Origin of the sequence: Croceitalea sp. MTPC5 (assembly GCF_036985505.1) — a bacterium.
In the GTDB taxonomy this organism is placed as follows: domain Bacteria; phylum Bacteroidota; class Bacteroidia; order Flavobacteriales; family Flavobacteriaceae; genus Croceitalea.
Map to the genome: position 1 here is coordinate 935,041 of NZ_BTGQ01000002.1, position 21,703 is coordinate 956,743.

Below are 21,703 nucleotides of genomic sequence, written 5' to 3' on the forward strand. Positions count from 1 at the left end.
TTACTTTCAGTGTTGTATTAAGTTAAATCCAACGGTAATTGTGTAAGCCGATTTCCCGTTACACGAAAAACGGCATTTGCTATAGCAGCTGCAATTGGACCTAAAGGGGGTTCCCCCACGGCACCGGGCTTATCACTACCTTGAAGCAGTACTACATCAATTTCTTTGGGTGCATGCTTCATTTGTGCCATTTCATATGGGCCATAGATTATCGGGGTCAATTCTCCATCTACCAGCTCCATTTTTTCATATAATGAGGCGCTCATTCCCATGATTATTGCGCCTTCGCATTGTGCCCTTATTTGATCCGGGTTTATAGCCAGGCCTGGATCCATTGCACAGGTCACTTTGTGTACCTTTATTTCATTATTGACAACGGAAACCTCAGCAACTTGTGCGCAGGGCGTGCCCGCATCCGTAGATGCCGCGATACCCATTGCCCTTCCATTTACGACCTTGTTATCATAATTCGCTTTTTTAGCGGCAGCTTTAATTACCGCTTTTAAACGATTCCCTTTTTCATCATATTGAATATGTGCCAAGCGAAAAGCTACAGGGTTTTTACCAGCCCTTATCGCCAACTCATCCATAAAGCTTTCCCAGGCAAAGGTATTTGCCAGCAACCCTAAACTACGCCACCAACTTGTGGCAAAAGGCAAATCTACGTGCCATGAAACCGTTCTAATATTGGGGATACCGCTATAATGACAGAAACCTCCCCTAATGGCACCGACATCAGTACCCAAGACCCCATGTAAAAAGCCTGGTAGCATTGCAGCATCTATAGCCACGTCACCACTTGAAAAATCGTGTTGGATAAATGCGATATTTCCTTGGTCATCCAATTTTCCATGTAATTGATGATGTGTTGGCGGTCTGAACAAATCATGCTGAAACTCTTCCTTTCTAGAAAAGAAATACTTCACCGGTTTACCTACGGCTTTAGACATCACCGCTGCTTGAACTGCATGGGGCGTATGCAAACGTCTTCCAAAACCCCCTCCCAAATAGGTAGGAATGATATTGACCTTCTCTTCGTCAACGTCTAGTCGTTTTGCCACCTCTTTTCGGGTTAAGGCGACTACTTGCGTTGCCATTTTAAGGGTTACCTTATCCCCTTCAACGAAAGCCAAAACCCCATTTGGTTCTAACTGGGCATGGGCACCAATAGGGCTTGAAAACTCCATCGCAATAAGATTGTCGTCATCTTTCAAGCTGTCGCCTTCTTTTTGAAGCAAAAAGGCTTTACCCTTACCCACCTTAACCATTTCACGAATGTCGTCTGTTTGCCAGTTTTCCGTAACTTCCCAAGTAACGTCAATGGCTTCTTTTGCCCTTTCAGCGGCAGTGAATGATTTTGCTACCACCCCAACAAAGTCCTCTTCTTTAATAATTTTTACGACATCGGGCATTGTCTGCGCCTTCGACACATCAGCGCTTATAAATTTTGCCCCAACCTTATTAGGTCTGACCACGGCCCCATATAGCATCTCGGGCATCTCGGCATCCATCCCGAAAATAGGATCTCCAAAAACCTTTGAATTCAGATCCACCCTTGGTATGGGTTTCCCTATGAACTTATAATTCTTGATTGCTTTTAAAGCAGGGGTTTTAGGAACCTCCCATTTCGAGACCCCTTGAGCAATCTCAGTATAAGTTAGCTCCGTATCATCTACCCGTATTACCCCATTTTCTACTTTTATTGATGAGGCTTCGGATCCTAATTTCTTTACTGCCTCTTGTTTTAGCATTTCCCGTAGGGTAGCCGCCAATTCGCGAAGTGGTTGCCATAAACTTGAAATGGACGTACTGCCCCCAGTGGCAAAACTGTCTAGGTTTCCTGATATGGAGGCCGCATGTACGACCGAAATCTGATTCATATCAACTTCCAGTTCGTCAGCTGCCATTTGCGCCAATCCCGTAAACGTTCCCTGCCCCATCTCTACTTTCGGGGAATGCAGCACCACCTTATTTTCTTTCGTGATCTCAAACCATAACATGGGTTCCATTCCGCTACCTAAATAGGGAGATTCACCACTATCGGCTACAGCCAAGATTTTTCTTCGAATAGGGTTTCTGAAAAGATAAGTCCCTATTGCCACAACCCCTAAAGTTCCTACACCGCCTCGAATCAAAAACCTACGCCTCGAAATTTTCTTCTTATTGCCACCCATGCTTACGATTTTTGAGGTTCTGTTTCAGAAATTTCAGTTCCCTTCAGTTCAACTGCACGATGAATCGCTTTTCGCATGCGATAGTAGGTGGCGCAACGACAGATGTTGGTGATGTTCTTATCAATATCATCATCGGTGGGGCTTTGATGTTTTTCAAGTAAAGCTGCGGTGGCCATCATAAATCCAGATTGGCAATACCCGCATTGTGGTACGATTTTCTCAATCCACGCTTGTTGTATCGGGTGCGGGTTCTCTTCTGTGCCTAAACCTTCTATGGTCGTAATCTGCTTTCCTTCAGCAAACTTTACCGGATAAAGGCAAGAACGAACCGCTTCACCATCAATTACCAAGGTACAGGCCCCACACGCCGCTTTTCCGCAACCAAACTTGGTCCCTTTTAAACCCAATACATCCCGTATGACCCATAACAGGGGTGTGGTATCATCGGTTAAATCGATCTCGGTATCCGAATTGTTGAGCACAAAAGAAATTCGCATAGTGTTATTTTTAGCTACAACAAGATATTCAACTTTGACGATATTACAGTAAAAACAGGTTCTTATAAAAAGAATACTTATTTAAAACTTCGATCTAAACCTAGTAGTATCGTACCTTTTGTTTTGGAATAGCTACTTTTAAAAATCAATTTTTCAAGAAATGGCCAAGGTCAATAATTATGGTTTGTTTAGGTACTTGCTCTTACTGTTTCTCTTGGCACAATGCAAAAATCAGGGAAACCAAGCGGTTGTGGTCACTAAAAAAGGGGAAAAGAACTATAGCAAGACCAAAGATACCGTACCTAAAGGCATGATCTGGATTCCGGGTGGGCTTTTTATGCAAGGTGCCGTCAACCATGATATTAATGCCATGGCCCATGAAAAACCCGTTCATAAGGTGCGGGTCGATGGCTTTTTTATGGACATCAACGAAGTTACCAATGCTGAATTTTCAGAGTTTGTTGCCCAGACCGATTATGTGACCTTGGCTGAAAGGGAAATTAATTGGGAGGAAATGAAAAAACAACTTCCTGAGGGAACCCCAAAACCTGCTGATTCACTTTTACAAGCAGGTTCTTTGGTCTTTAAAAGCATTGCCACTACCAATTTATATGATTATTCGCAATGGTGGCAGTGGACCATTGGGGCGAACTGGAAACACCCTCAGGGCCCGGATAGTTCCATCAAAGGAAAAGAAAACAATCCCGTAGTCCATATCGCCTATGAAGATGCATTGGCCTATTGCAAATGGAAGGGCAGGCGCTTGCCAACGGAAGCAGAATGGGAATATGCTGCCCGAGGGGGTTCTGGAGCCACTATTCATTCGTGGGGAAATGAAGTCACTGCATTGGCTGAAATGGCGAATACCTGGACAGGGCAATTTCCGCAACAGAACACCAAAAAAGATGGGTTTGAGGGCCTTTCACCCGTAAAAACCTATGCCCCTAATGGCTATGGGCTTTATGATATGGCGGGCAACGTGTGGGAATGGACCAATGATTGGTACAATTCGAACTATTATCGTGAATTGGGACTAAATAATGGTACGGCATTAAATCCAGAAGGTGCCGCGAAACCGTTCAACAAAAATAATCCATATGCCCAAGAGCGAATTATCAAAGGGGGTTCCTTTCTTTGTAATGCGAGCTATTGTGCCAGTTATCGCATATCATCAAGAATGGCATCATCACTTGACTCGGCCATGGAGCATTTGGGATTTAGAACGGTCAAGGGAGCATATCAAAAGTAGTATTCCCAAAATCAACTGCCTAGGAAGTCAAGAAAATACCCGAGCGTAATTTCCGTATAGGGTACAAAATGTTGCATTACCCAAATTAAATGATAATCATCAGTTTTTGGAAGGAAATTTTTCTTGAGAATATAGGGATGTTCCTCTTCAACAAGATGTTATAAAGTATATGCTAAATTTTTTAACCTAAATTTGTTTAAATTCAATCAATGTTTAGGGTCCGTTTTATTTTGTTAAAAAGTAAGATGTTGTATTAGAATCAGATAGCGCGATTGGGGTTTTGATAAGTAACTGAAATAGCCGAAGTGAATGCTTGCTGATTTCTTTGAAAATAAGGTTTTATGGACAACATGACTTTAAGACCATAACATATTCATAATCCGTTTGTCATTATGAAACAACTACTTTCATGGCTTACCATTTTTTTTACGATTCTAAGCATTGCGCAAAAGTCAAAGAAAGATAGTATCCTACAGCTGATCCAAAAGAATCCATCCACTGAGGAAACGGTTAGAAATTTAAATTTACTTTCAACAAAATACTATAAGAGACAACCTGACAGTAGCATCATCTTGGCGCAACGTTCGTTGCGTTTGGCTGAGGAATTACGATATAAGGATGGCATCTATAGTGCCAAGGCCAATATCATCTTGGCTCGTTTTCGGCAAGGTGACTTTGAAGATGCCGATGTTAGATTGAAAGAACTTTTACAAACAGGGGAACTTGATAACTATGCCCAAAAAAGTATTCTGTTCGCACTGGGTGAGGTGTACTTCAAAAAGCAAATACTTGATTCTACCTTAAAATATTCCCTAGCTACCCTCAAAGCTTCAGAACGAAGCAACGACCCCCCAGAAAGACTCTTGGTATACCATAACAATCTGAGTATAGATTATGCTCAAAAAGGATATTTGGACAGGGCCATATTCCACAACCTCAGTGCCATCAAACTTGACGGGTTACTTCCCGAAGATTTGAACAGAAAAACGCAATTGTATATCAACGCGGGAAACATGTACCGCTTGGTGGGGGGGTATAAAAACGCTTTAAAATATAGACAACTGGCTTATGAGACCGCAAAAAGGTTAGGAATCGACCGTATGATCGCATTGGCCGCGGTAAAACTGTCAGAATCACTGTTAGATGTCAATAAACCCAAAGAATCAAAAGAAAAACTCGATATCGCCTCAACATACATTTCAGGGTTTTCTGGACAAGGGGAAATCATAGAAAATTTTGTTTACGTTACCAGGGCCTATTATTACAAGACCATAGGTGACTACGATAAGGCAATCGATTATTACAAAAAGGGGATGGAAGTCGCCGAGAAGGCGGCCAACAAACAAGACGTGCTATTTATCTCGAATAACTTGGCTGAATTACAAATAGAACTTGGTTTATACAATGAGGCGGAAAAAAATCTTGAAAGGGCTTTGCAAATACAAACCGGGGTCGGCGATTTGATCAGCGAAAAGGAAACCTATTTACTCAAGGCGCGTGTAGATTCCATTCAAGGGGATATCCATTCATACGTACAAAGCAATTGGAAATACAATCAATTAAAAGATAGTATCGCCTCTGAAAATACCGCAAAGGCCATTGCGCAGTTAGAGATTGAATACGAGACAAATTTAAAGGATAGGGAAATTGAACTTTTGAACCTAGAGAACGAAAACAAGGAAACGGACCAAAGGCGAATGCGCATTATTCAAATTAGTCTTGCGACCATTGTCATACTCTTACTGATCCTGGCTTTTATCATGTATAAGAGCAATACTTCACAGAAAAAATCAATGGTCACCATTCGAAGGCAGAATAAGGAGAATAAATTGTTGGTACAAGAGACCCATCATCGGGTTAAAAACAACCTACAGATTATTTTGAGTCTTCTCAACGTACAAGCTTCTAATTTGAATAGCCATCCAAAACTTGATATGGCATTGGCGGAAAGCAGGAATAGGATAAAATCATTGGCCCTTATCCACGAAGAGCTGTACCAGCACAAAACAATGAGTAGCGTGAACTCAAAATTCTATTTCTCTCGACTCATCAAGAATATTATGGATTCCATGGTGGATAGCTCAGGTAAGATCAATGTTGTCCATAACATAGATGATGCTGAAATTAAAATGTCAATAGCCGTACCCATGGGGCTGATCATAAACGAACTACTCACCAATGCGGTGAAGTATGCGTTTAAAGGGAAGGAAAGTGGTACAGTCACCGTCACCTACAGTACAAATGATGGGTACCATGAATTAATTGTGGGGGACGATGGTGTTGGTTTCAAGGATTGTTCAAAGAAGAACTATTCGTTTGGGCTAAACTTGGTAGAAGGCTTGACAAAGCAGTATGGGGGAAGCTTTTCAATACATCCTGAAAAAGGGGAAACCAGCTTCACGGTTGTCCTTAAAGAAGTATAGCAATACACGTAATCGCTTGGTATTTACATTGCCCACCGTATAGCTAAGCTTTGAATAGGAGGCTTTGAAAAACAACTGTGAATTAAAATCGTAAAATAACGGATAGGGGATATGAGCACCTCCTTACTTAAGGAAATAGTGGCTTTTACTACAAAGAAAAAACGCTAAAGGTGGGTTGAAATAGGCCATAGTTTGGCTTTGCTATTGCTTCCACGAGCTTGGCCCACCCTGACGACCCCCAGAATAAAGACTTCATTGTTAAAAAGGGTAAAAAAACAAAAAACCTCTCGATTTCTCGAGAGGTTTTTTTTTCTACTTATGCTCCTCCTCTTGGGCTCGAACCAAGGACCCTCTGATTAACAGTCAGATGCTCTAACCAACTGAGCTAAGGAGGAATGTTTTGCCTTAAGCGGCTGCAAATATAATTTTTTCTTTAAAAGACTACAAAGAAAAAATCAATCATTTTTATTTAAAGACCGCTTTATAGAGATCATTTCCATTTGCAAAGAGCAATAAAGCTATCAAAATAAAGAAGCCGACCATTTGGGCATATTCCAAAAACTTATCACTTGGTTTTTTGCCGGAGACCATTTCATATAACAAAAACATCACATGCCCGCCGTCTAATGCTGGTATGGGCAATATGTTCATAAAGGCCAAGATAATCGAGATCAGTGCCGTGGTAGACCAGAACGCAGGCCAGTTCCAAGTATCAGGGAACAATTTACCGATAGCCGCGAAACCACCTACACCTTTGTATGCGCCGGTCGAGGGGTTAAATATTTTTTTAAGTTGTTTTACATAACTGCTCAAGGTCTCCACCCCCTTGTCAATACCTGCCGGAATCGCTTCGCCAAAAGAATATTCAGTGGTCTTACTCTCAAGAACACCTAGTTCGGCTAAATCCAAAAAGCTTTTTGGCATTCCCGGTAGTACCCCAACCGTGGCCGAATCACTTATTTGAACTGCAACTTTTCGGGCATTTCCATTTTTATCAATGACTTCCAAATCAATTTTTTGATTTGAGTATTGTTTCAAAAGTTGCCTAGCTTGATCAAAATAAGCGATATCGTCGTTTCCTATTTTAACGATTCGGTCCTGTACCTCCAAACCGGATTCCTTATTATGTGATTCATCAGGGATTGCACCTACGATAAAAGGAACCCTAGGGTACAAAAACCTTACTTTCTCTTCATCTTCTAAAAGCGTGGCTATAAAATCTACGGGTAATTCTTTCTCGATGATTTGTCCATCACGTTCTAAAGTAACCGTATTACCGTTGATCAATTCAATATATACGTTACTAAATTTCTCTACTTTATTGCCGTCAACGGAAAGGATTTTATCCCCGGTCCGTATTCCCGCCTTTTCCCCGATGGCATCTTCAATGACCCAGATACCATCTTTGAGGCTTTCCATAGGAATATACTGATCCCCGTACTTATAGGCCATACCTATATAGATGATTACGGCAAGTACAAAGTTTACGGTTACCCCACCCAACATGATTATCAATCGCTGCCATGCCGGCTTACTGCGAAACTCCCATGGTTTAGGTTCTTCTTTCATGGCCTCGGTATCCATACTTTCGTCAATCATACCCGCAATCTTTACATAGCCCCCTAAAGGAAGCCAACCTATACCGTAGACCGTTTCACCTATCTTCTTTTTGAAAAGCGAAAATTTTACATCAAAGAACAAGTAAAACTTTTCCACTCGTGTCTTGAAAATTTTTGCAGGAATAAAATGTCCGAGCTCGTGTAAAACGATTAACAGTGAGAGACTTAAAAAGAATTGGATGACTTGTATTACTATGGGGCTCATTCGTATGCTTTACCTATAAGCGCACAAAAGTAAGTTTTTACCACTGCTTATGAAAACCCACACCTTTTAGGCTTCTATTTTTAAGAAACTTTTAGCAAGAAAAAAGCCCCATATTTTGAGAAAAATGCCGGGCAGACGTATTTTTGTGGGCTATGCGAAACTTTTTTAGGCAGTTTAAATTTTTCGGGATCACCTTGGCAATCTTATCAGTGGTCATCATCTATTTCATCTATGACGCCTTAAAACCTGAACCGCGATTACCCATATACACTCCTGCCATGGTCAATCCAGAACTGGTTGATAGCACTTTGCATTATCAAAAGAAAAAGGCCCAAATTGCCGATTTTAAACTTATCAATCAGAATGGTGACACCATAACCCAAAAAGAGTATGCGAACAAAATCTATATTGCTGATTTCTTCTTTACCACTTGCCCCAGTATTTGCCCTATTATGACCAAGAACATGGCTCAAATACAAGACCATATCTTAAAAGATGAAGATGTCTTATTACTTTCCCACTCCGTAACACCCCTTATTGATTCTGTTGCGCAGTTGAAGAAATACGCTCTTGAAAAAGGGGTCATCGATACGAAATGGAACTTAGTGACAGGTGACAAAAAACAGATTTACGAACTGGCCAGAAAATCATACCTAGCGGTAAAGGATGATGGCGATGGGGGCCCGTTCGATATGATCCATACCGAAAATTTCATTTTGGTCGATAAAGAACGGCGTATACGTGGGTTTTATGATGGCACCAACACCGACGATATTGAAAAATTGTTGAACGATCTCGACATTTTAAGGGCTGCTTATGAATAAGTAGGCAACTGCGTTCCATTTTTTTGAATTACATTTGTTTTAATTAAAATCAATCTAAATAAGAATACGAGGTGACGGTCGCAGAACTAAAACTTGGTCAGAAAGGTATCATCAAAGATTTTACCTCATACCTTCTTCCCATCAAATTATTGGAGTTGGGTTGTCTACCAGGTAATGAGGTGGAACTGGTTCAAGTAGCCCCTCTTAAAGACCCCATTTATATCAACGTCAATGGCTCACATATCGCCATTCGGCGTTCTATGGCGACCAAAATTGAGCTTGACATCGTAGAAGATCCCCCGGTTTTATGAGCAAGCGTATCAATGTTGCCCTAATAGGAAATCCAAACACCGGAAAAACATCCGTTTTTAACCAGCTAACTGGGCTCAATCAAAAGGTAGGCAACTATCCTGGTATTACCGTTGAAAAAAAGGAGGGTGTCTGTAAACTGCCACGTGGGGTAAAAGCGAATATTCTTGATTTACCGGGCACCTACAGCCTGAACACCACCTCATTGGATGAAAGTGTGGTCGTAGAACTACTGCTCAACAAAAAAGACAAAGACTACCCCGACGTTGCCGTAGTGATCAGCGACATTGAAAACCTGAAACGCAACTTATTACTCTTCACCCAAATAAAAGACCTTCGAATTCCCACTATTCTGGTCATCAACATGGCAGATAGAATGTCTCGAAAAGGTATTTCGGTAGATATCGAACTTCTTGAAGAAAAGCTGGATACGAAAATAGCCTTGGTAAGTACCCGAAAGAACAAGGGCATTGAACAGATCAAAGAACTGATTGCCAACTACAAGACCCTCTCAAAAAAGCCCAATGTAAATACTTCGCGTATCGCCCCTGCCTATTTTGAACGTCTCAAAAGTGCTTTTCCGAATGAAGACCTCTATAAACTCTGGCTGGTAATTACGCAAGATGTCAATTTCATGCCCATTGAAAAGAAGCGCATACAAGATGCCACTTCGTTTTCAACAAAATCAAAAGAAGAACTCAAAAGGTTACAGCATAAAGAGACCGTTCTTCGTTACCAATTCATCAATGGGGCTTTAAAAGAAGCCTATAAAGTCGACCTTCAGTCAGCCAAGGGGTTTAGGGCCACCTTAGATAAGGTATTGACCCATAAAGTATTTGGATACCTTATCTTCTTGGTTATTCTGTTGACCATTTTTCAAGCCATTTTTGAATGGAGTTCCTATCCCTCCGATTTTATAGATGAACAATTTTCCATAGCCAGTGATTGGGTCAAGAACACGTTACCCTCTGGTGTATTTACCAACTTATTGGCCGAAGGTATTCTAGCTGGTATTGGTGGCATAGCCGTTTTTATTCCCCAAATCGCCTTTCTATTCCTTTTTATAGCCCTTTTGGAGGAATCGGGTTATATGAGTCGGGTGGTTTTTCTGATGGATAGGCTGATGCGACCTTTTGGTCTTAGCGGTAAAAGTGTAGTTCCCCTTATTTCAGGTACTGCTTGTGCCATACCAGCGGTAATGGCCACGAGGACAATCGAAAATTGGAAGGAGCGGCTGATAACTATTTTGGTGGTTCCATTTACAACCTGTTCCGCAAGATTGCCGGTCTACCTTATCTTAATAGCGCTGGTGATACCCAAAGGCAGTTTTCTGGGCTTGGGCTATCAAGCATTGACCCTATTGTTACTATACCTTTTGGGCTTTGGAATGGCTATTTTTTCGGCAATGTTGCTGAACAGGTATTTAAAAATTCAAAGTAGGTCATTGTTTATGATCGAGATGCCCACCTATAGGATGCCTTTATTCAAAAATGTGTTTTATACCGTAGTGGAAAAGACCAAAAGCTTTGTTTTTGGCGCCGGTAAGATTATTTTGGCAATTTCCATAGTACTTTGGTTTTTGGGCTCCAACGGCTTTTCAAACGAATTCAAGAATGCAGAGGAAATCGTTATCAAAAGAATTGAGGAAAAAGGCCTGAACAATTACAGTAAGAATTATATCAAAAATAGTTCGATTACTTCGGTAAAATCACCTGACCCGTCTTTACTTGGGGTTACGAAAGACTCTTTGGATACGGTAAAACAACTTCTTACGGAACGGGCCATTGCCCAAGAAATCGCAAGTTATAGATTAGAACATTCTTATATCGGCTATGCAGGAAAAGCAATTGAACCCATAGTAAAACCTTTGGGTTACGATTGGAAGATCGGCATTGCCGTTCTGACTTCGTTTGCCGCCCGTGAAGTTTTTGTGGGCACCTTGGCGACTATTTACAGTGTCGGTAATGATGAAGAGGAAACCATAAAGAATAGGATGGCCGCAGAATTGAACGAGGGCGAAAACAAGCCTTTGTTCAACTTGGCGTCGGGTATTTCATTAATGCTCTTTTATGCTTTTGCCATGCAGTGTATGAGTACGCTTGCCATTGTAAAACGTGAGACCAATTCATGGAAATGGCCGGTTTTACAACTGATTTTTATGAGTACTTTTGCTTATCTTGTAGCCTTGGCGGCTTATCAAATTTTAAAATAAAGGGCAATGATCCAACAAATTCTCGTTTACATTGTTTTGACCATTGCAACAGGCTATTTAGCGAAACGGTTTTTCCTTCCAAAACGATTAAAGACCAAGATACATAAACCTTCCAAAGATTGTGGGCAATCTAATTGTGGTTGCTCCTAACCCTTTCTTTGCCTACATTTACTTACCATCCATTTTATTTTTTAAAATAAATTTAGACTCCCCTGTAACGTTTAGTACTTTTCTGACTATATAGTTATGAACACCAACTAAGATCATGCTGTTAAAAGAGCAAACAGACGAAAGATTGATGGCTGAAGTAGCCTTAGGAAATTTAGATGTACTCAAAGTACTTTTTGACCGGCACCACGTTCATATATTCAATTTTTTATATAAAATGTGTGGCGATAAAATGTTGAGCGAAGATTTGACCCAAGATGTTTTTTATAAGGTTATAAAATACAGGTCCTCATATAAAAACGGCAAATTCATCTCTTGGCTGTTCACTATAGCAAGAAATAGTATGAAAACACATTTTATAAGAAATAAGGAATCACATGATGACCTTGAGCCAATTTCGCATCGGCTTACTGCAGAGGAAACAGGACGTCAAGAAGATTATTCGCATTTGCAAATGGCATTGAACCAACTTGAGGCCTCAGATAGGGAAGCCATTATATTAAATCGGTTCCATGAAATCAAATATGCCGAACTGGCCGAAATTTTGGATTCGACACCAGGTGCGGTAAGGACGAAGGTGAGCAGGGCAATACAAAAATTAAAAACGATATACCTACAAAATAGTTGAATATGAATAACGAACATTTCGTGGCATCCATACCGGACTATTTGGATGGAAGGCTCAATAGTGATGAGCACAGGGCATTTGAGCAACATTTGAAAGACTGCCCTAGCTGTGCGCTCGAACTGGAGGAATACAAGGCACTTTTGAGTGCTTTTGAAAACGAGGAAACCAGCATTCCCTCAAAGAAAGTCAAAGACAACTTTCTTCGACTGTTAGAAGAAGAAAAAAACAGTTTGGTAAAAGTAGTGGCCATAGATACGGCCAAGACTGGAAGTAATAAGAGTTGGCTACCGCGTTTAATTAAAATTGCCGCAAGTGTAGCCTTGTTGATCGCAGCCTTTTCCTCAGGAAGGTATTTTCAATCAGAAAAAGCAAATGCGACCATCGCACAAATCGAGAACGAAAGTTTACAGATAAAACAAACGGCAATGTTATCGCTAATGGAAAACCAATCAGCAAGCAAACGTATTCAGGGTGTACAATACATACAAGATTTTGACAAGCTCGATACCGCTATCGTGAATGCCCTTATGGATAGAATGCTCCATGATGAAAACACCAACGTGAGGTTGACCGCTGTCGAGGCATTGTCAAAATTCGTGAATTCAGAATTGGTCAAAACAGCTTTTATCACTGCCTTAAGTACTGAAAAAGACCCAAGTGTTCAAATTGCGATCATTCAACAAATGGTCAAGAGCCAAGAGAAAAAAGCCGTGGCACCTATGAAAAGGCTTTTAGAAGAAGAAGACACCCAACCCTTTGTAAAGGATGAAATAAATCAAGTATTATCAGAAATTATATAAATATCAAAAAGCGAAAATCATGAAATCAGTAACAAGTATTTTATTTATCTGCGCATTTATTTTTAGCATGAATGCACAATCAGACTACTCCAAGTCGTTAAGCGGCGTAGAATGGGTCAAAATCGAATCTAAATCAGGAATTGTCTTAAAGACCCACGACAAAAATGAACTGTTGATAAAAGTTTCATCAAGAAAGGCAAAATCAGAAAAAGCCAAGGGATTGAGGCTTGTCGGGGCAGGTGGCACCGACAACACCGACGTCGGTTTTTACGTAGTTCAAGATGGCAATAACCTGCTCGTAAAAAACCTAAGAAGGTCTGATAAGGCTGAGATCTTTCTGCCAAAGACCCAAAATGTCTCAGTGACCAATTCTTGGAACGGCAATATCTACATTGAAGGTTTTTCCGGTGAAGTCGAAGCTAATGCCAACTTGAACGGCGGCCTAAAAATGGTCAATCTTTCAGGCCCCGTAACGGCATATTCCCTAAATCAAGGGGTTGACGCTTCGTTCGAAAAAATCAGTAAAGACGCTCCAATCGTTATTCGAACCACCAATGGGGAGATAGATGTGACTTTACCCGAAAATTCGGCCGCCGATATGGAACTCAGCTCATGGAACGGTGATATCTACACCAATTTTGACCTTAAGAGACCAGATAAGGATGGCCTAAAATCGGTCTCTGGCAAAAACATCAAAGGTGCTATCAATGGCGGTGGGGCCGATATCAAATTAAAATCGACCAATGGCACTATATATCTAAGAAAAAAATAAGCAACCCAATCAAAAAACGAATAGTCATGAAAAATTTACATTTACTTTTCGCCATCTGCTTTATTACAAGTGTGGCCTTTGGACAAAAGATTATTGAAAAGAACTTTGATTACAAGAATCAATACATTGAAATGAAAGTGCCTTTTGCCTCAGACATTGAAATTAAGACATGGGATAAACCGACTGTTTTTTTCAAGGCCGAAATAAATACCAAAGACGACAAATACTTAAATCTCTATAAATTAGCTGTTTCAGAAGGCACCAATACCATTTCCATTGAATCGGAACCCAAAAAAGTATTTGAGGCCTTTCACGAAGAACGCAACAAATATTCTTCAGAAAACAGGTACTATTTTAGAAGAAACGAAATGTATGAGTTCAATTATGTGTTGTACGTACCAAAGAATTCGCAATTCAAGGTCAGTAGTATTAATGGCAGTATGAAGTCAGAACAAATCTACGGGGATTTTACCGCTGAATTGATCAACGGTAATATCGACATCAAAGATTATTCGGGCAAACTTGACCTCAGCACCATCAATGGGGAAATTGACGTCAACGTATCAAACGCATCCTTCACCGCTGAGACCGTACATGGCGATATTTATGCCGACGAGAACTTAAGCATTGTTGCCCATGATCGGAATGTTGGTCAAAAGGTGGAAAGTGAAAGTACTGATTTCAACAATAGACTGAAATTGAACACCGTTAATGGAAACATGTATTTAAGAAAATAAAAAGTTGATTTTTTGAAGATACTATGAAAGGCACGTTGACCGTGCCTTTTTTATTTACCGGTACAAACTTTATGTAATCTTTAATTTGTAATTTATCACCGGTAAATAATTAAATCATGAGAAAAAATCACGTTATCTTCCTTACACTTGCCGTATTGTTCTTTTGTGCCTGTACCGCCTCAAAAAACTATAAGGCTCCCGATACAAGCTTACAGGAGGAATTGGATCAAAAAAACCGCGGCAACGTTCCATTATTGGTTCAAATCAGGCAAAAGCCTGGGGTAATCTTAAAAAATGGCGTCCCATTTATTCAGAAGGCAGACAATTCAATTTCCCCTAACGGTAGCCAAGAACCGTTATACGTTTTAGATGATTTAATAGTAGGGAATTCTTTTGCCTCCATCGAAGATTTGGTCACGAATTTTATGGTCAAAAAAATTGAGATCATCACAGGGCCTGAAGCGGCTTTCTATGGTACTAGGGGCTCACAAGGGGTCATTAAAATCGAAACACACAAATAATCCATTCCCATTTTAGAATCGGTAAATGCGGCGTATCCTATTCTTTACCTATCTGGTCTTATTTTTAGTTACGACTTTTTCAAGTTGCAGGGACAACGCGTCCAAGGTAACCGAAACTAGTATTAAAGCCCCGACCCTAGAACAACAACGGTCACTTAATCAAAACAGGCAATGGAACCTAGTTTGGGAAGAAGAATTTGAAACCGACCTCTCAGATTGGAATGTATGGCAAAGTGGGGCATTTAATAATGAAATTCAATATTATCGCCCAGAACAACTACAAATAAACGACGGCATCCTCACCATAAGTATCCAACGTGAAAAGATCATAGGGGCCAGCAACCCTTTTGATGCTTCTCCAAAAGAGTTTGAATACGTATCGGGTAGAATAGAAACCAAGACCACTTATGGCCCCTCTAATGCCGATGGCGAATCAGAATATCGTTTTATGGCACACATTAAAATGCCCCCAGGTAATGGTATGTGGCCTGCCTTCTGGTCGTATGGCAGTCCATGGCCAACTAAAGGTGAAATAGACATCATTGAAGCTCGAGGTAACCTACCCATGGAATTTTCATCAAATATTTTCTATGGTGCGGAACCCAACATACCATTGACCAATAGCGAAAATATCGTTGTTGAGCATGAAGTCGATGTCGATATCACTGCAGATTTCCATACGTATGAACTTATTTGGACGGCAAATAGTCTTGAAATAAAATTCGATGGCGCAACCCTGCATAAATATACAGCCGACCCTACGAATTTCATCAGCTCCCTTTTTGGTCAAAAACAACAGCTTGTACTCAACACCGCCGTAGGTGGATTTTTCTTTCCAGATTCACCATCTACCACTTATGTCGACACTTCAAATATGCAAGTGGATTGGGTTCGGGTGTATAAACGTTAATGGATCACAAAGAAATAGTAACTGTTTTATCAGCTTTTACCTCAAAGGCACATTCCTTGAATTTCGGGGGACCAAAAGTTTTCATTTTAGCGTTGGAAAAAGCCACCTTCTCTTTTGGTATGCCCAACCAGTTGGTATCTAACTCGTCATTTGCATTTTCATCGTAAAAAATGGCTATGGCATACTCACCGGTGGGTATATCGTCTAAAAGTAAGCTAGTCGTACCCGTATTCGCTTCAGCAGAAACAAAACTGTAGACCTTATCAAACTTTAAAAAGGCATCTTGACTATTGTATAATGCTATGCTGATTTTTCCCGACGAAGAGGGTACCTTTTCGACATTGACATTGATTTGATGTTGTGCTAAACCCAAGACCGGAATCAGCATTAATACGAGCAAAAATTTCTTCATAGTGATAACTTCATCAACAATTATGCTAAACTAAAAATTCTCAAAATTAGTATTGGAAACAATTGTTTTTTTTAACTATTCCTTGACTAAATCCTGAAACAACAAATGCGATTGAATACTATCACTAAGATTGATATAGAGCAGTAAGCTATCATGGTGCAGTAACCTTATTTTCGGTTGTTTTAAATCATCTACAAAAACGGATACTTCCGCATTACTTAATGAATCTTTAAAAATTCCTTTTTCCTTCGTCAACCATGAAAATCCACTTTTTCGCTCCATCTTGGGTAACTTTTCAACCCATGAGACGCTGTCGATTTCTGAAAAAGGTATGCGTTGTTTATAAATTCCGGAAACTACTTGAAAATGATCCTCTTCAAAAGTTGTCCAATTCTTGTAATGTAGCACGAATGCGAATACACAAATTACCAAGGTAAAAATTACAACGCCGTTCCAAAATAGATTCTTCTTCATAAACCACGATTATCCAACCTTGAAATTACGATTAAAAATGAATAAGATAATGTTTTACCAAGAAGCCCATGTTTTCGAATATCCATTATATTTAACGCGATAACCATTCTATCCATACGTTATGAAAATGAAGAAGCTAAGAATCAAAACAGATCGCATTCTGGGTATATCGGCTATGATCATCAGTATTCTTACACTAGCCATTTTTATCTACCAAACCGATATCATGAGGGTACAGAGCAAACTGTCGGTTAAACCAAGATTGGATTTTACCACGAATGAGGGAGGAAATGATTCCATCGTTTATTTACAGCAGGTTCTTCAGAATAAAGGTTTGGGACCCGCTATTATAGACTCCATTTATTTTAATTATCAAGGCAAATACTATCCTTTGAATATTGAAAAATTGCTAAAAGAGCAGGCGCCAAAAACTTTGGAATATGGCTATCTTTCACAACACGCTACCTTAGGTAAAGGGAGTACTTTACTGCCGGGCGAAGAACAAAGTATATTTACCTATAAAATACCTGAAAAACATTTGGATAGTTTGCTGAACTACCTCGATATCAGCTTAGAGGGCGATTCCCCTTTCCCTATTGAGGTGATATACACCTCAATTTATGAAGATGAGCGATGGAAGGTCTATGATAATAAAAGTGAACCTGTAAAATTAGACTGAAACCAGCAGTCTGAATCAATCTTAATTGTTGTAAAACCCGTATCTTTTGACTTCAATCAAAACGACTACCAATATGGCAATTATGAAATCAGGGCTTTACAACAAAAGTGCCTTAGCAGTTCTACTATTCATTCTATACTGTTTTTCAGGGTTTTCGCAGACCGAGACCAAGCTCATGCAACAACCTGCTTTGAGCAATGACAAAATTGCATTTATATATGCTGAAGATTTGTGGGTAGCTGATCGAGATGGTTCCAATCCAAAACGTTTGACCATCGATGAGGGTGTGGAATCAAGTCCGATATTTTCGCCTGACGGTAGCATGATTGCTTTTAACGCTGAATATGATGGCAATTCCGATGTATTTATCGTCTCTGTAAATGGGGGCATTCCAAAAAGATTGACCTGGCACCCTTACAATGATTTGGTCCGTGATTTTTCGCCCGATGGCAAAAGGGTATTATTTGCCTCAAGACGTAACTCACATACCAACAGGTACTTTCAGCTATACACTGTTTCCATAGATGGTGGTGCGACAACCCAATTAGACATTCCAAATGCATTTTGGGCATCTTATTCAGATGATGGAAAACATATCGCCTACACGACTATCTATGATACCTTTAACCAGTGGAAACACTATCGAGGGGGTACTATTTCACGTATTTGGATCTACAATACCGAGACCCACAAGGTAGTTGAAATACCTAAACCTGAAGGCGGTAGCAACGATACCCAACCACAATGGGCTGGGGATACCGTTTATTTTAGAAGCGATCGTGATGGAGAATTCAACTTGTTCAGTTATACTGTTAAAGACAAAAAAGTAGAAAAGCTTACGGATTACAACGACTTTCCGGTAATAAATGCAAAAGCGCATAATAACACGATCATCTATGAACATGCCGGAACACTTCATATGTATGATATCATTTCTGGAAACGATACAAAATTGACCTTGAACATTGCAACCGATTTGTTGGAATTGCGTGAACGGTACGTTTCTGGACAGCGTTACGTGCGCTCCGGAAACATTTCTCCTTCCGGTGCAAGGGTAGTATTGGATTTTAGGGGAGATATTGTAACCATTCCTGCTAAAAAAGGTGATGTGAAAAACCTCACCCAGACTACAGACACCCATGAAAAATTTCCAGCTTGGTCTCCTGATGGTAAATCGATCGCCTATTTTTCTGATGCTTCTGGGGAGTACACCATGCACATCAAGAACACTACCAATGACAATATCAAGAACATCAAGTTAAACGGTACTGGTTTTTACGGAAATATCCATTGGGCTCCGAACAGCAAAAAAGTGAGTTATGTAGACAATGGTCGTAACCTTTATGTCACTGACATAACTACCTCAAAAACAGTCAAAATAGCACAAGATGAAATGTTTTTCCCTGGGGATATCAGAGAACTTTTCAGTGATTGGTCTTTTGATTCCAACTGGATAGCGTACACCAAGATCATAGACACCAACTTTGAAAAAGCGTATTTGTATTCGCTTTCAGAAAACAAATCTTATGAACTAACTGATGGGCTTTCAAATGTTACAAGCCCTATATTCGATCCTAGTGGAAAATATGCATACCTCATTGCATCTACCGATGCAGGGCCTTTGGTCAACTGGTTTGATCAATCAAATGTTGATAAGGTACTGACCACATCCATTTATATGATTACACTTCAAAAAGAAGTTACCTCGCCGCTTAAAAAAGAGAATGATGAAGAAAAGGGTGACGAAAATGGGAGTAAAGATGAAACAAAGGATAAAAAGGATGATGAAAGTGAAAAAACATTGCAGATAGATTGGAAGGGTATTCAAAACCGAATGCTCGCCTTACCCATTGAAACTGGGGTTTATAGTGAGTTAAATGCCGTAGCCGAGGGAGAACTCTACTATTTATCATCTTCGTTTCATAATTCCGAATCACACCTTTATAAATTCACCTTTAAAGACAGAAAGGCAGAAGAACTTTTACCATTGAACTATTATGAAGTTTCTGGCAACGGAAAGAAAATGTTCTATAATAGTGGTGGGTCGTGGTTTGTTTCAGACATTGGTAAGAAATCAGAGAATGGACCATTAAATCTTGATGGCATTTCAGTTAAGATCAACCCGCGGGACGAATGGGAAAACATTTTCAATGAAGCATGGCGTGTAAACCGAGATTATTTTTATGATCCGGGCATGCATGGTGTGGATTGGAATGCTATGAAAGCGAAGTACCAGCCCCTAATTGCCCACGCATCTTGCAAAGACGATGTTTACCGAGTAATGCAATGGATGTTCAGTGAGCTAGCTGTGGGGCATCACCGTTTTGGCAATGATGGAGACGAACTAAATAACCCAGAGCGCATACCTGGCGGACTTTTAGGTGCAGATTATAAAATACATAACAATCGGTATCAAATCACTAAAATCTATGGGGGACTTAATTGGACGCCAGATTTAAAATCACCCCTTACCGAACCCGGGGTCACTGTTTCCGTTGGGGACTATATCATTGCCGTCAATGGAAAAAATGTTTCTGGCACTGATAATTTCTACAGTTTCTTTGAAAATACGGCCAATACATTGGTTGACCTTAAAGTTAGTACAAAAGCAGACGGAAGCGGCGCTAGAACGTATCAGGTAACCCCTTTAAGAACCGAATGGGCCATTAGAAATAGGGATTGGGTCGAAGGCAATATGCGAAAAGTACATGAGGCCACCAATGGCCAAGTAGCCTATGTTTATGTGCCGAATACTACAACGGCCGGTTTCGAGTATTTTAAGCGCTATTTTTATCCCCAAGCCAATAAAAAAGCCATTATTATAGATGAACGCTTCAATGGTGGCGGACAACTTGCCGATTATTACATTGACATTTTAAAAAGACCCGTTCAAGCGTATTGGAATTTTAGGTATGGTCAAGATTTAAAATCCCCAAGTGCTTCCATTCAAGGGCCTAAAGTGATGTTGATAGATGAGACCGCCGGTTCGGGCGGTGATTATTTACCATGGATGTTCAGAAAGTTTAAAATGGGTACCCTGGTTGGTAAACGCACCTGGGGAGGACTTGTCGGAGTCTTGGGGTATCCTGAATTTATCGATGGTGGTGTAGTAACCGCCCCGAACGTTGCTTTTTATACCGAAAACGGGTTTCGAGTTGAAAATGAAGGCGTACCACCAGATGTAGAGGTGGAACAATGGCCTGAACAAGTTATTAAAGGTCAAGATCCACAATTGGAAAAAGCCATTGAGATTGTGATGAAACAGTTAAAGGAAAATCCACCAAAAACAATGGAGCGCCCTGCATATCCTGACAAAACCAAAAACTAACCTTGGATTTCAACAATAAAAAAGTCTTAATTACAGGAGCCTCTAGAGGTATTGGTAAAGCTACTGCCCTGGCTTTTGCCGAAAAAGGCGCGACTATCGGTATTAACTTTCGAAGTAATGTGGAAGAGGCACAAAAAACGCTTGCCGAATTGCCCGGTTCAGGGCATCAATTGTTTCAAGGCGATATTTCAGAAAAAGAAAATTGCCAAGGCTTGGTCAATGACTTTGTAAAAGCCTATGGCCAATTGGACGTTTTGGTCAACAACGCAGGCATCTCCATTTTTCATGAAATCGATACCGTTGATTTTGAGCATTGGGCCCAAGCTTGGGAAGGCACCTTCAAAACCAATCTTTTTGCCGCGGCCAACATGACCTATTGCGCAGTGCAAGCCATGCTAAAAACCGGTGGGGGGCGTATTGTGAATGTTTCTTCCCGGGGCGCTTTTCGAGGCGAACCTACCAAACCAGCCTACGGGGCCAGCAAAGCTGCTTTAAATGCCATGACACAATCCCTGGCAAAAAAATTGGCGCCACATCATATCTACTTGGGTGTTGTTGCCCCAGGTTTTACCGAAACCGAGATGGCTGCTGCTACCTTAACCCCGGTCGAACGTGAAAACCTAATGCGCGAATCGCCTTTTAAGCGTATGGCACAACCTAAAGAAGTAGCCCACGCTATTCTCTTTTTAGCTTCGAAAGGCGCCGAATATGCGTCGGGCACTATCATTGATGTGAATGGGGCAAGTTATTTAAGAAATTAAC

General features: G+C 40.5%; 19 protein-coding genes and 1 tRNA gene. 14 read left to right on the plus strand and 6 right to left on the minus strand.

From position 1 onward, the window contains the following. Positions 1–17: 17 nt before the first annotated feature. Together AACM45_RS09380 and AACM45_RS09385 are read right to left on the minus strand one after the other, a co-directional pair. Positions 18–2,174 (minus strand): xanthine dehydrogenase family protein molybdopterin-binding subunit, encoded by a 2,157-nt coding sequence (locus AACM45_RS09380; protein ID WP_339142269.1) that lies wholly within the window; start codon positions 2,172–2,174, stop codon positions 18–20. A gap of 2 nt (positions 2,175–2,176) precedes the next feature. Then, the gene (locus AACM45_RS09385) at positions 2,177–2,671 is read right to left on the minus strand and encodes a (2Fe-2S)-binding protein (protein ID WP_339142270.1); all 495 of its coding nucleotides are present in this window, start codon (positions 2,669–2,671) and stop codon (positions 2,177–2,179) included. Positions 2,672–2,831: 160 nt separating this feature from the next. Here AACM45_RS09385 and AACM45_RS09390 point away from each other — a divergent pair, with 160 nt between their 5' ends. Both AACM45_RS09390 and AACM45_RS09395 read left to right on the plus strand, forming a co-directional pair. Continuing rightward, positions 2,832–3,920 carry a formylglycine-generating enzyme family protein gene (locus AACM45_RS09390; RefSeq protein ID WP_339142272.1) on the plus strand — a complete coding sequence of 363 codons (1,089 nt, stop codon included), beginning with the start codon at positions 2,832–2,834 and terminating at the stop codon, positions 3,918–3,920. A gap of 392 nt (positions 3,921–4,312) precedes the next feature. Continuing rightward, the gene (locus AACM45_RS09395; protein WP_339142274.1) at positions 4,313–6,343 is read left to right on the plus strand and encodes a tetratricopeptide repeat-containing sensor histidine kinase; all 2,031 of its coding nucleotides are present in this window, start codon (positions 4,313–4,315) and stop codon (positions 6,341–6,343) included. Positions 6,344–6,664: 321 nt separating this feature from the next. Here AACM45_RS09395 and AACM45_RS09400 read toward each other — a convergent pair. Then, positions 6,665–6,738 (minus strand) — tRNA-Asn (locus AACM45_RS09400). Between the two features lie 70 nt (positions 6,739–6,808). Continuing rightward, on the minus strand, positions 6,809–8,167 hold the full coding sequence (gene rseP, locus AACM45_RS09405) for an RIP metalloprotease RseP (protein WP_339142275.1): 1,359 nt from the start codon (positions 8,165–8,167) through the stop codon (positions 6,809–6,811). A gap of 152 nt (positions 8,168–8,319) precedes the next feature. Here rseP and AACM45_RS09410 point away from each other — a divergent pair, with 152 nt between their 5' ends. The 9 genes from AACM45_RS09410 to AACM45_RS09450 all read left to right on the plus strand — a co-directional run bounded on the left by AACM45_RS09410 (position 8,320) and on the right by AACM45_RS09450 (position 16,048). Then, a complete protein-coding gene (locus tag AACM45_RS09410; RefSeq protein ID WP_339142276.1) occupies positions 8,320–8,991 on the plus strand; it encodes an SCO family protein in 672 nt (223 codons plus the stop codon). 71 nt (positions 8,992–9,062) lie between these two features. Then, positions 9,063–9,302 carry a FeoA family protein gene (locus AACM45_RS09415; protein WP_339142277.1) on the plus strand — a complete coding sequence of 80 codons (240 nt, stop codon included), beginning with the start codon at positions 9,063–9,065 and terminating at the stop codon, positions 9,300–9,302. Then, complete coding sequence (feoB, locus tag AACM45_RS09420; RefSeq protein ID WP_339142278.1) at positions 9,299–11,512, plus strand: ferrous iron transport protein B; 2,214 nt, start codon at positions 9,299–9,301, stop codon at positions 11,510–11,512. The genes AACM45_RS09415 and feoB overlap by 4 nt, the downstream gene beginning before the upstream one ends. Positions 11,513–11,777: 265 nt before the next feature. After that, on the plus strand, positions 11,778–12,308 hold the full coding sequence (locus tag AACM45_RS09425) for an RNA polymerase sigma factor (protein WP_339142279.1): 531 nt from the start codon (positions 11,778–11,780) through the stop codon (positions 12,306–12,308). 2 nt (positions 12,309–12,310) lie between these two features. Next, positions 12,311–13,108, plus strand: a complete 798-nt coding sequence (locus AACM45_RS09430) for a HEAT repeat domain-containing protein (RefSeq protein ID WP_339142280.1) — start codon at positions 12,311–12,313, stop codon at positions 13,106–13,108. A 19-nt stretch (positions 13,109–13,127) separates the two neighbouring features. Further along, on the plus strand, positions 13,128–13,880 hold the full coding sequence (locus AACM45_RS09435; RefSeq protein ID WP_339142281.1) for a DUF4097 family beta strand repeat-containing protein: 753 nt from the start codon (positions 13,128–13,130) through the stop codon (positions 13,878–13,880). 26 nt (positions 13,881–13,906) lie between these two features. Beyond that, entirely contained in the window at positions 13,907–14,617 is a 711-nt protein-coding gene (locus tag AACM45_RS09440; RefSeq protein WP_339142282.1) for a hypothetical protein, read from the plus strand. A gap of 116 nt (positions 14,618–14,733) precedes the next feature. Then, entirely contained in the window at positions 14,734–15,138 is a 405-nt protein-coding gene (locus tag AACM45_RS09445) for a TonB-dependent receptor (RefSeq protein ID WP_339142283.1), read from the plus strand. 25 nt (positions 15,139–15,163) lie between these two features. Next, a complete protein-coding gene (locus AACM45_RS09450) occupies positions 15,164–16,048 on the plus strand; it encodes a glycoside hydrolase family 16 protein (protein ID WP_339142284.1) in 885 nt (294 codons plus the stop codon). Positions 16,049–16,052: 4 nt separating this feature from the next. Here AACM45_RS09450 and AACM45_RS09455 read toward each other — a convergent pair whose 3' ends face one another. Together AACM45_RS09455 and AACM45_RS09460 are read right to left on the minus strand one after the other, a co-directional pair. Beyond that, a complete protein-coding gene (locus tag AACM45_RS09455) occupies positions 16,053–16,460 on the minus strand; it encodes a DUF2141 domain-containing protein (RefSeq protein WP_339142285.1) in 408 nt (135 codons plus the stop codon). A gap of 75 nt (positions 16,461–16,535) precedes the next feature. After that, positions 16,536–16,934, minus strand: coding sequence for a PH domain-containing protein (locus tag AACM45_RS09460; RefSeq protein ID WP_339142286.1), 399 nt, complete (start codon positions 16,932–16,934; stop codon positions 16,536–16,538). A 127-nt stretch (positions 16,935–17,061) separates the two neighbouring features. Here AACM45_RS09460 and AACM45_RS09465 point away from each other — a divergent pair, with 127 nt between their 5' ends. From AACM45_RS09465 to AACM45_RS09475, 3 genes are all read left to right on the plus strand, one after another. Continuing rightward, positions 17,062–17,613, plus strand: a complete 552-nt coding sequence (locus AACM45_RS09465; RefSeq protein ID WP_339142287.1) for a hypothetical protein — start codon at positions 17,062–17,064, stop codon at positions 17,611–17,613. 73 nt (positions 17,614–17,686) lie between these two features. After that, positions 17,687–20,941: a S41 family peptidase gene (locus tag AACM45_RS09470; protein WP_339142288.1), complete on the plus strand. Its 3,255-nt coding sequence runs from the start codon at positions 17,687–17,689 to the stop codon at positions 20,939–20,941. Positions 20,942–20,943: 2 nt separating this feature from the next. Continuing rightward, the gene (locus tag AACM45_RS09475; RefSeq protein WP_339142289.1) at positions 20,944–21,702 is read left to right on the plus strand and encodes an SDR family NAD(P)-dependent oxidoreductase; all 759 of its coding nucleotides are present in this window, start codon (positions 20,944–20,946) and stop codon (positions 21,700–21,702) included. Position 21,703 lies beyond the last annotated feature (1 nt).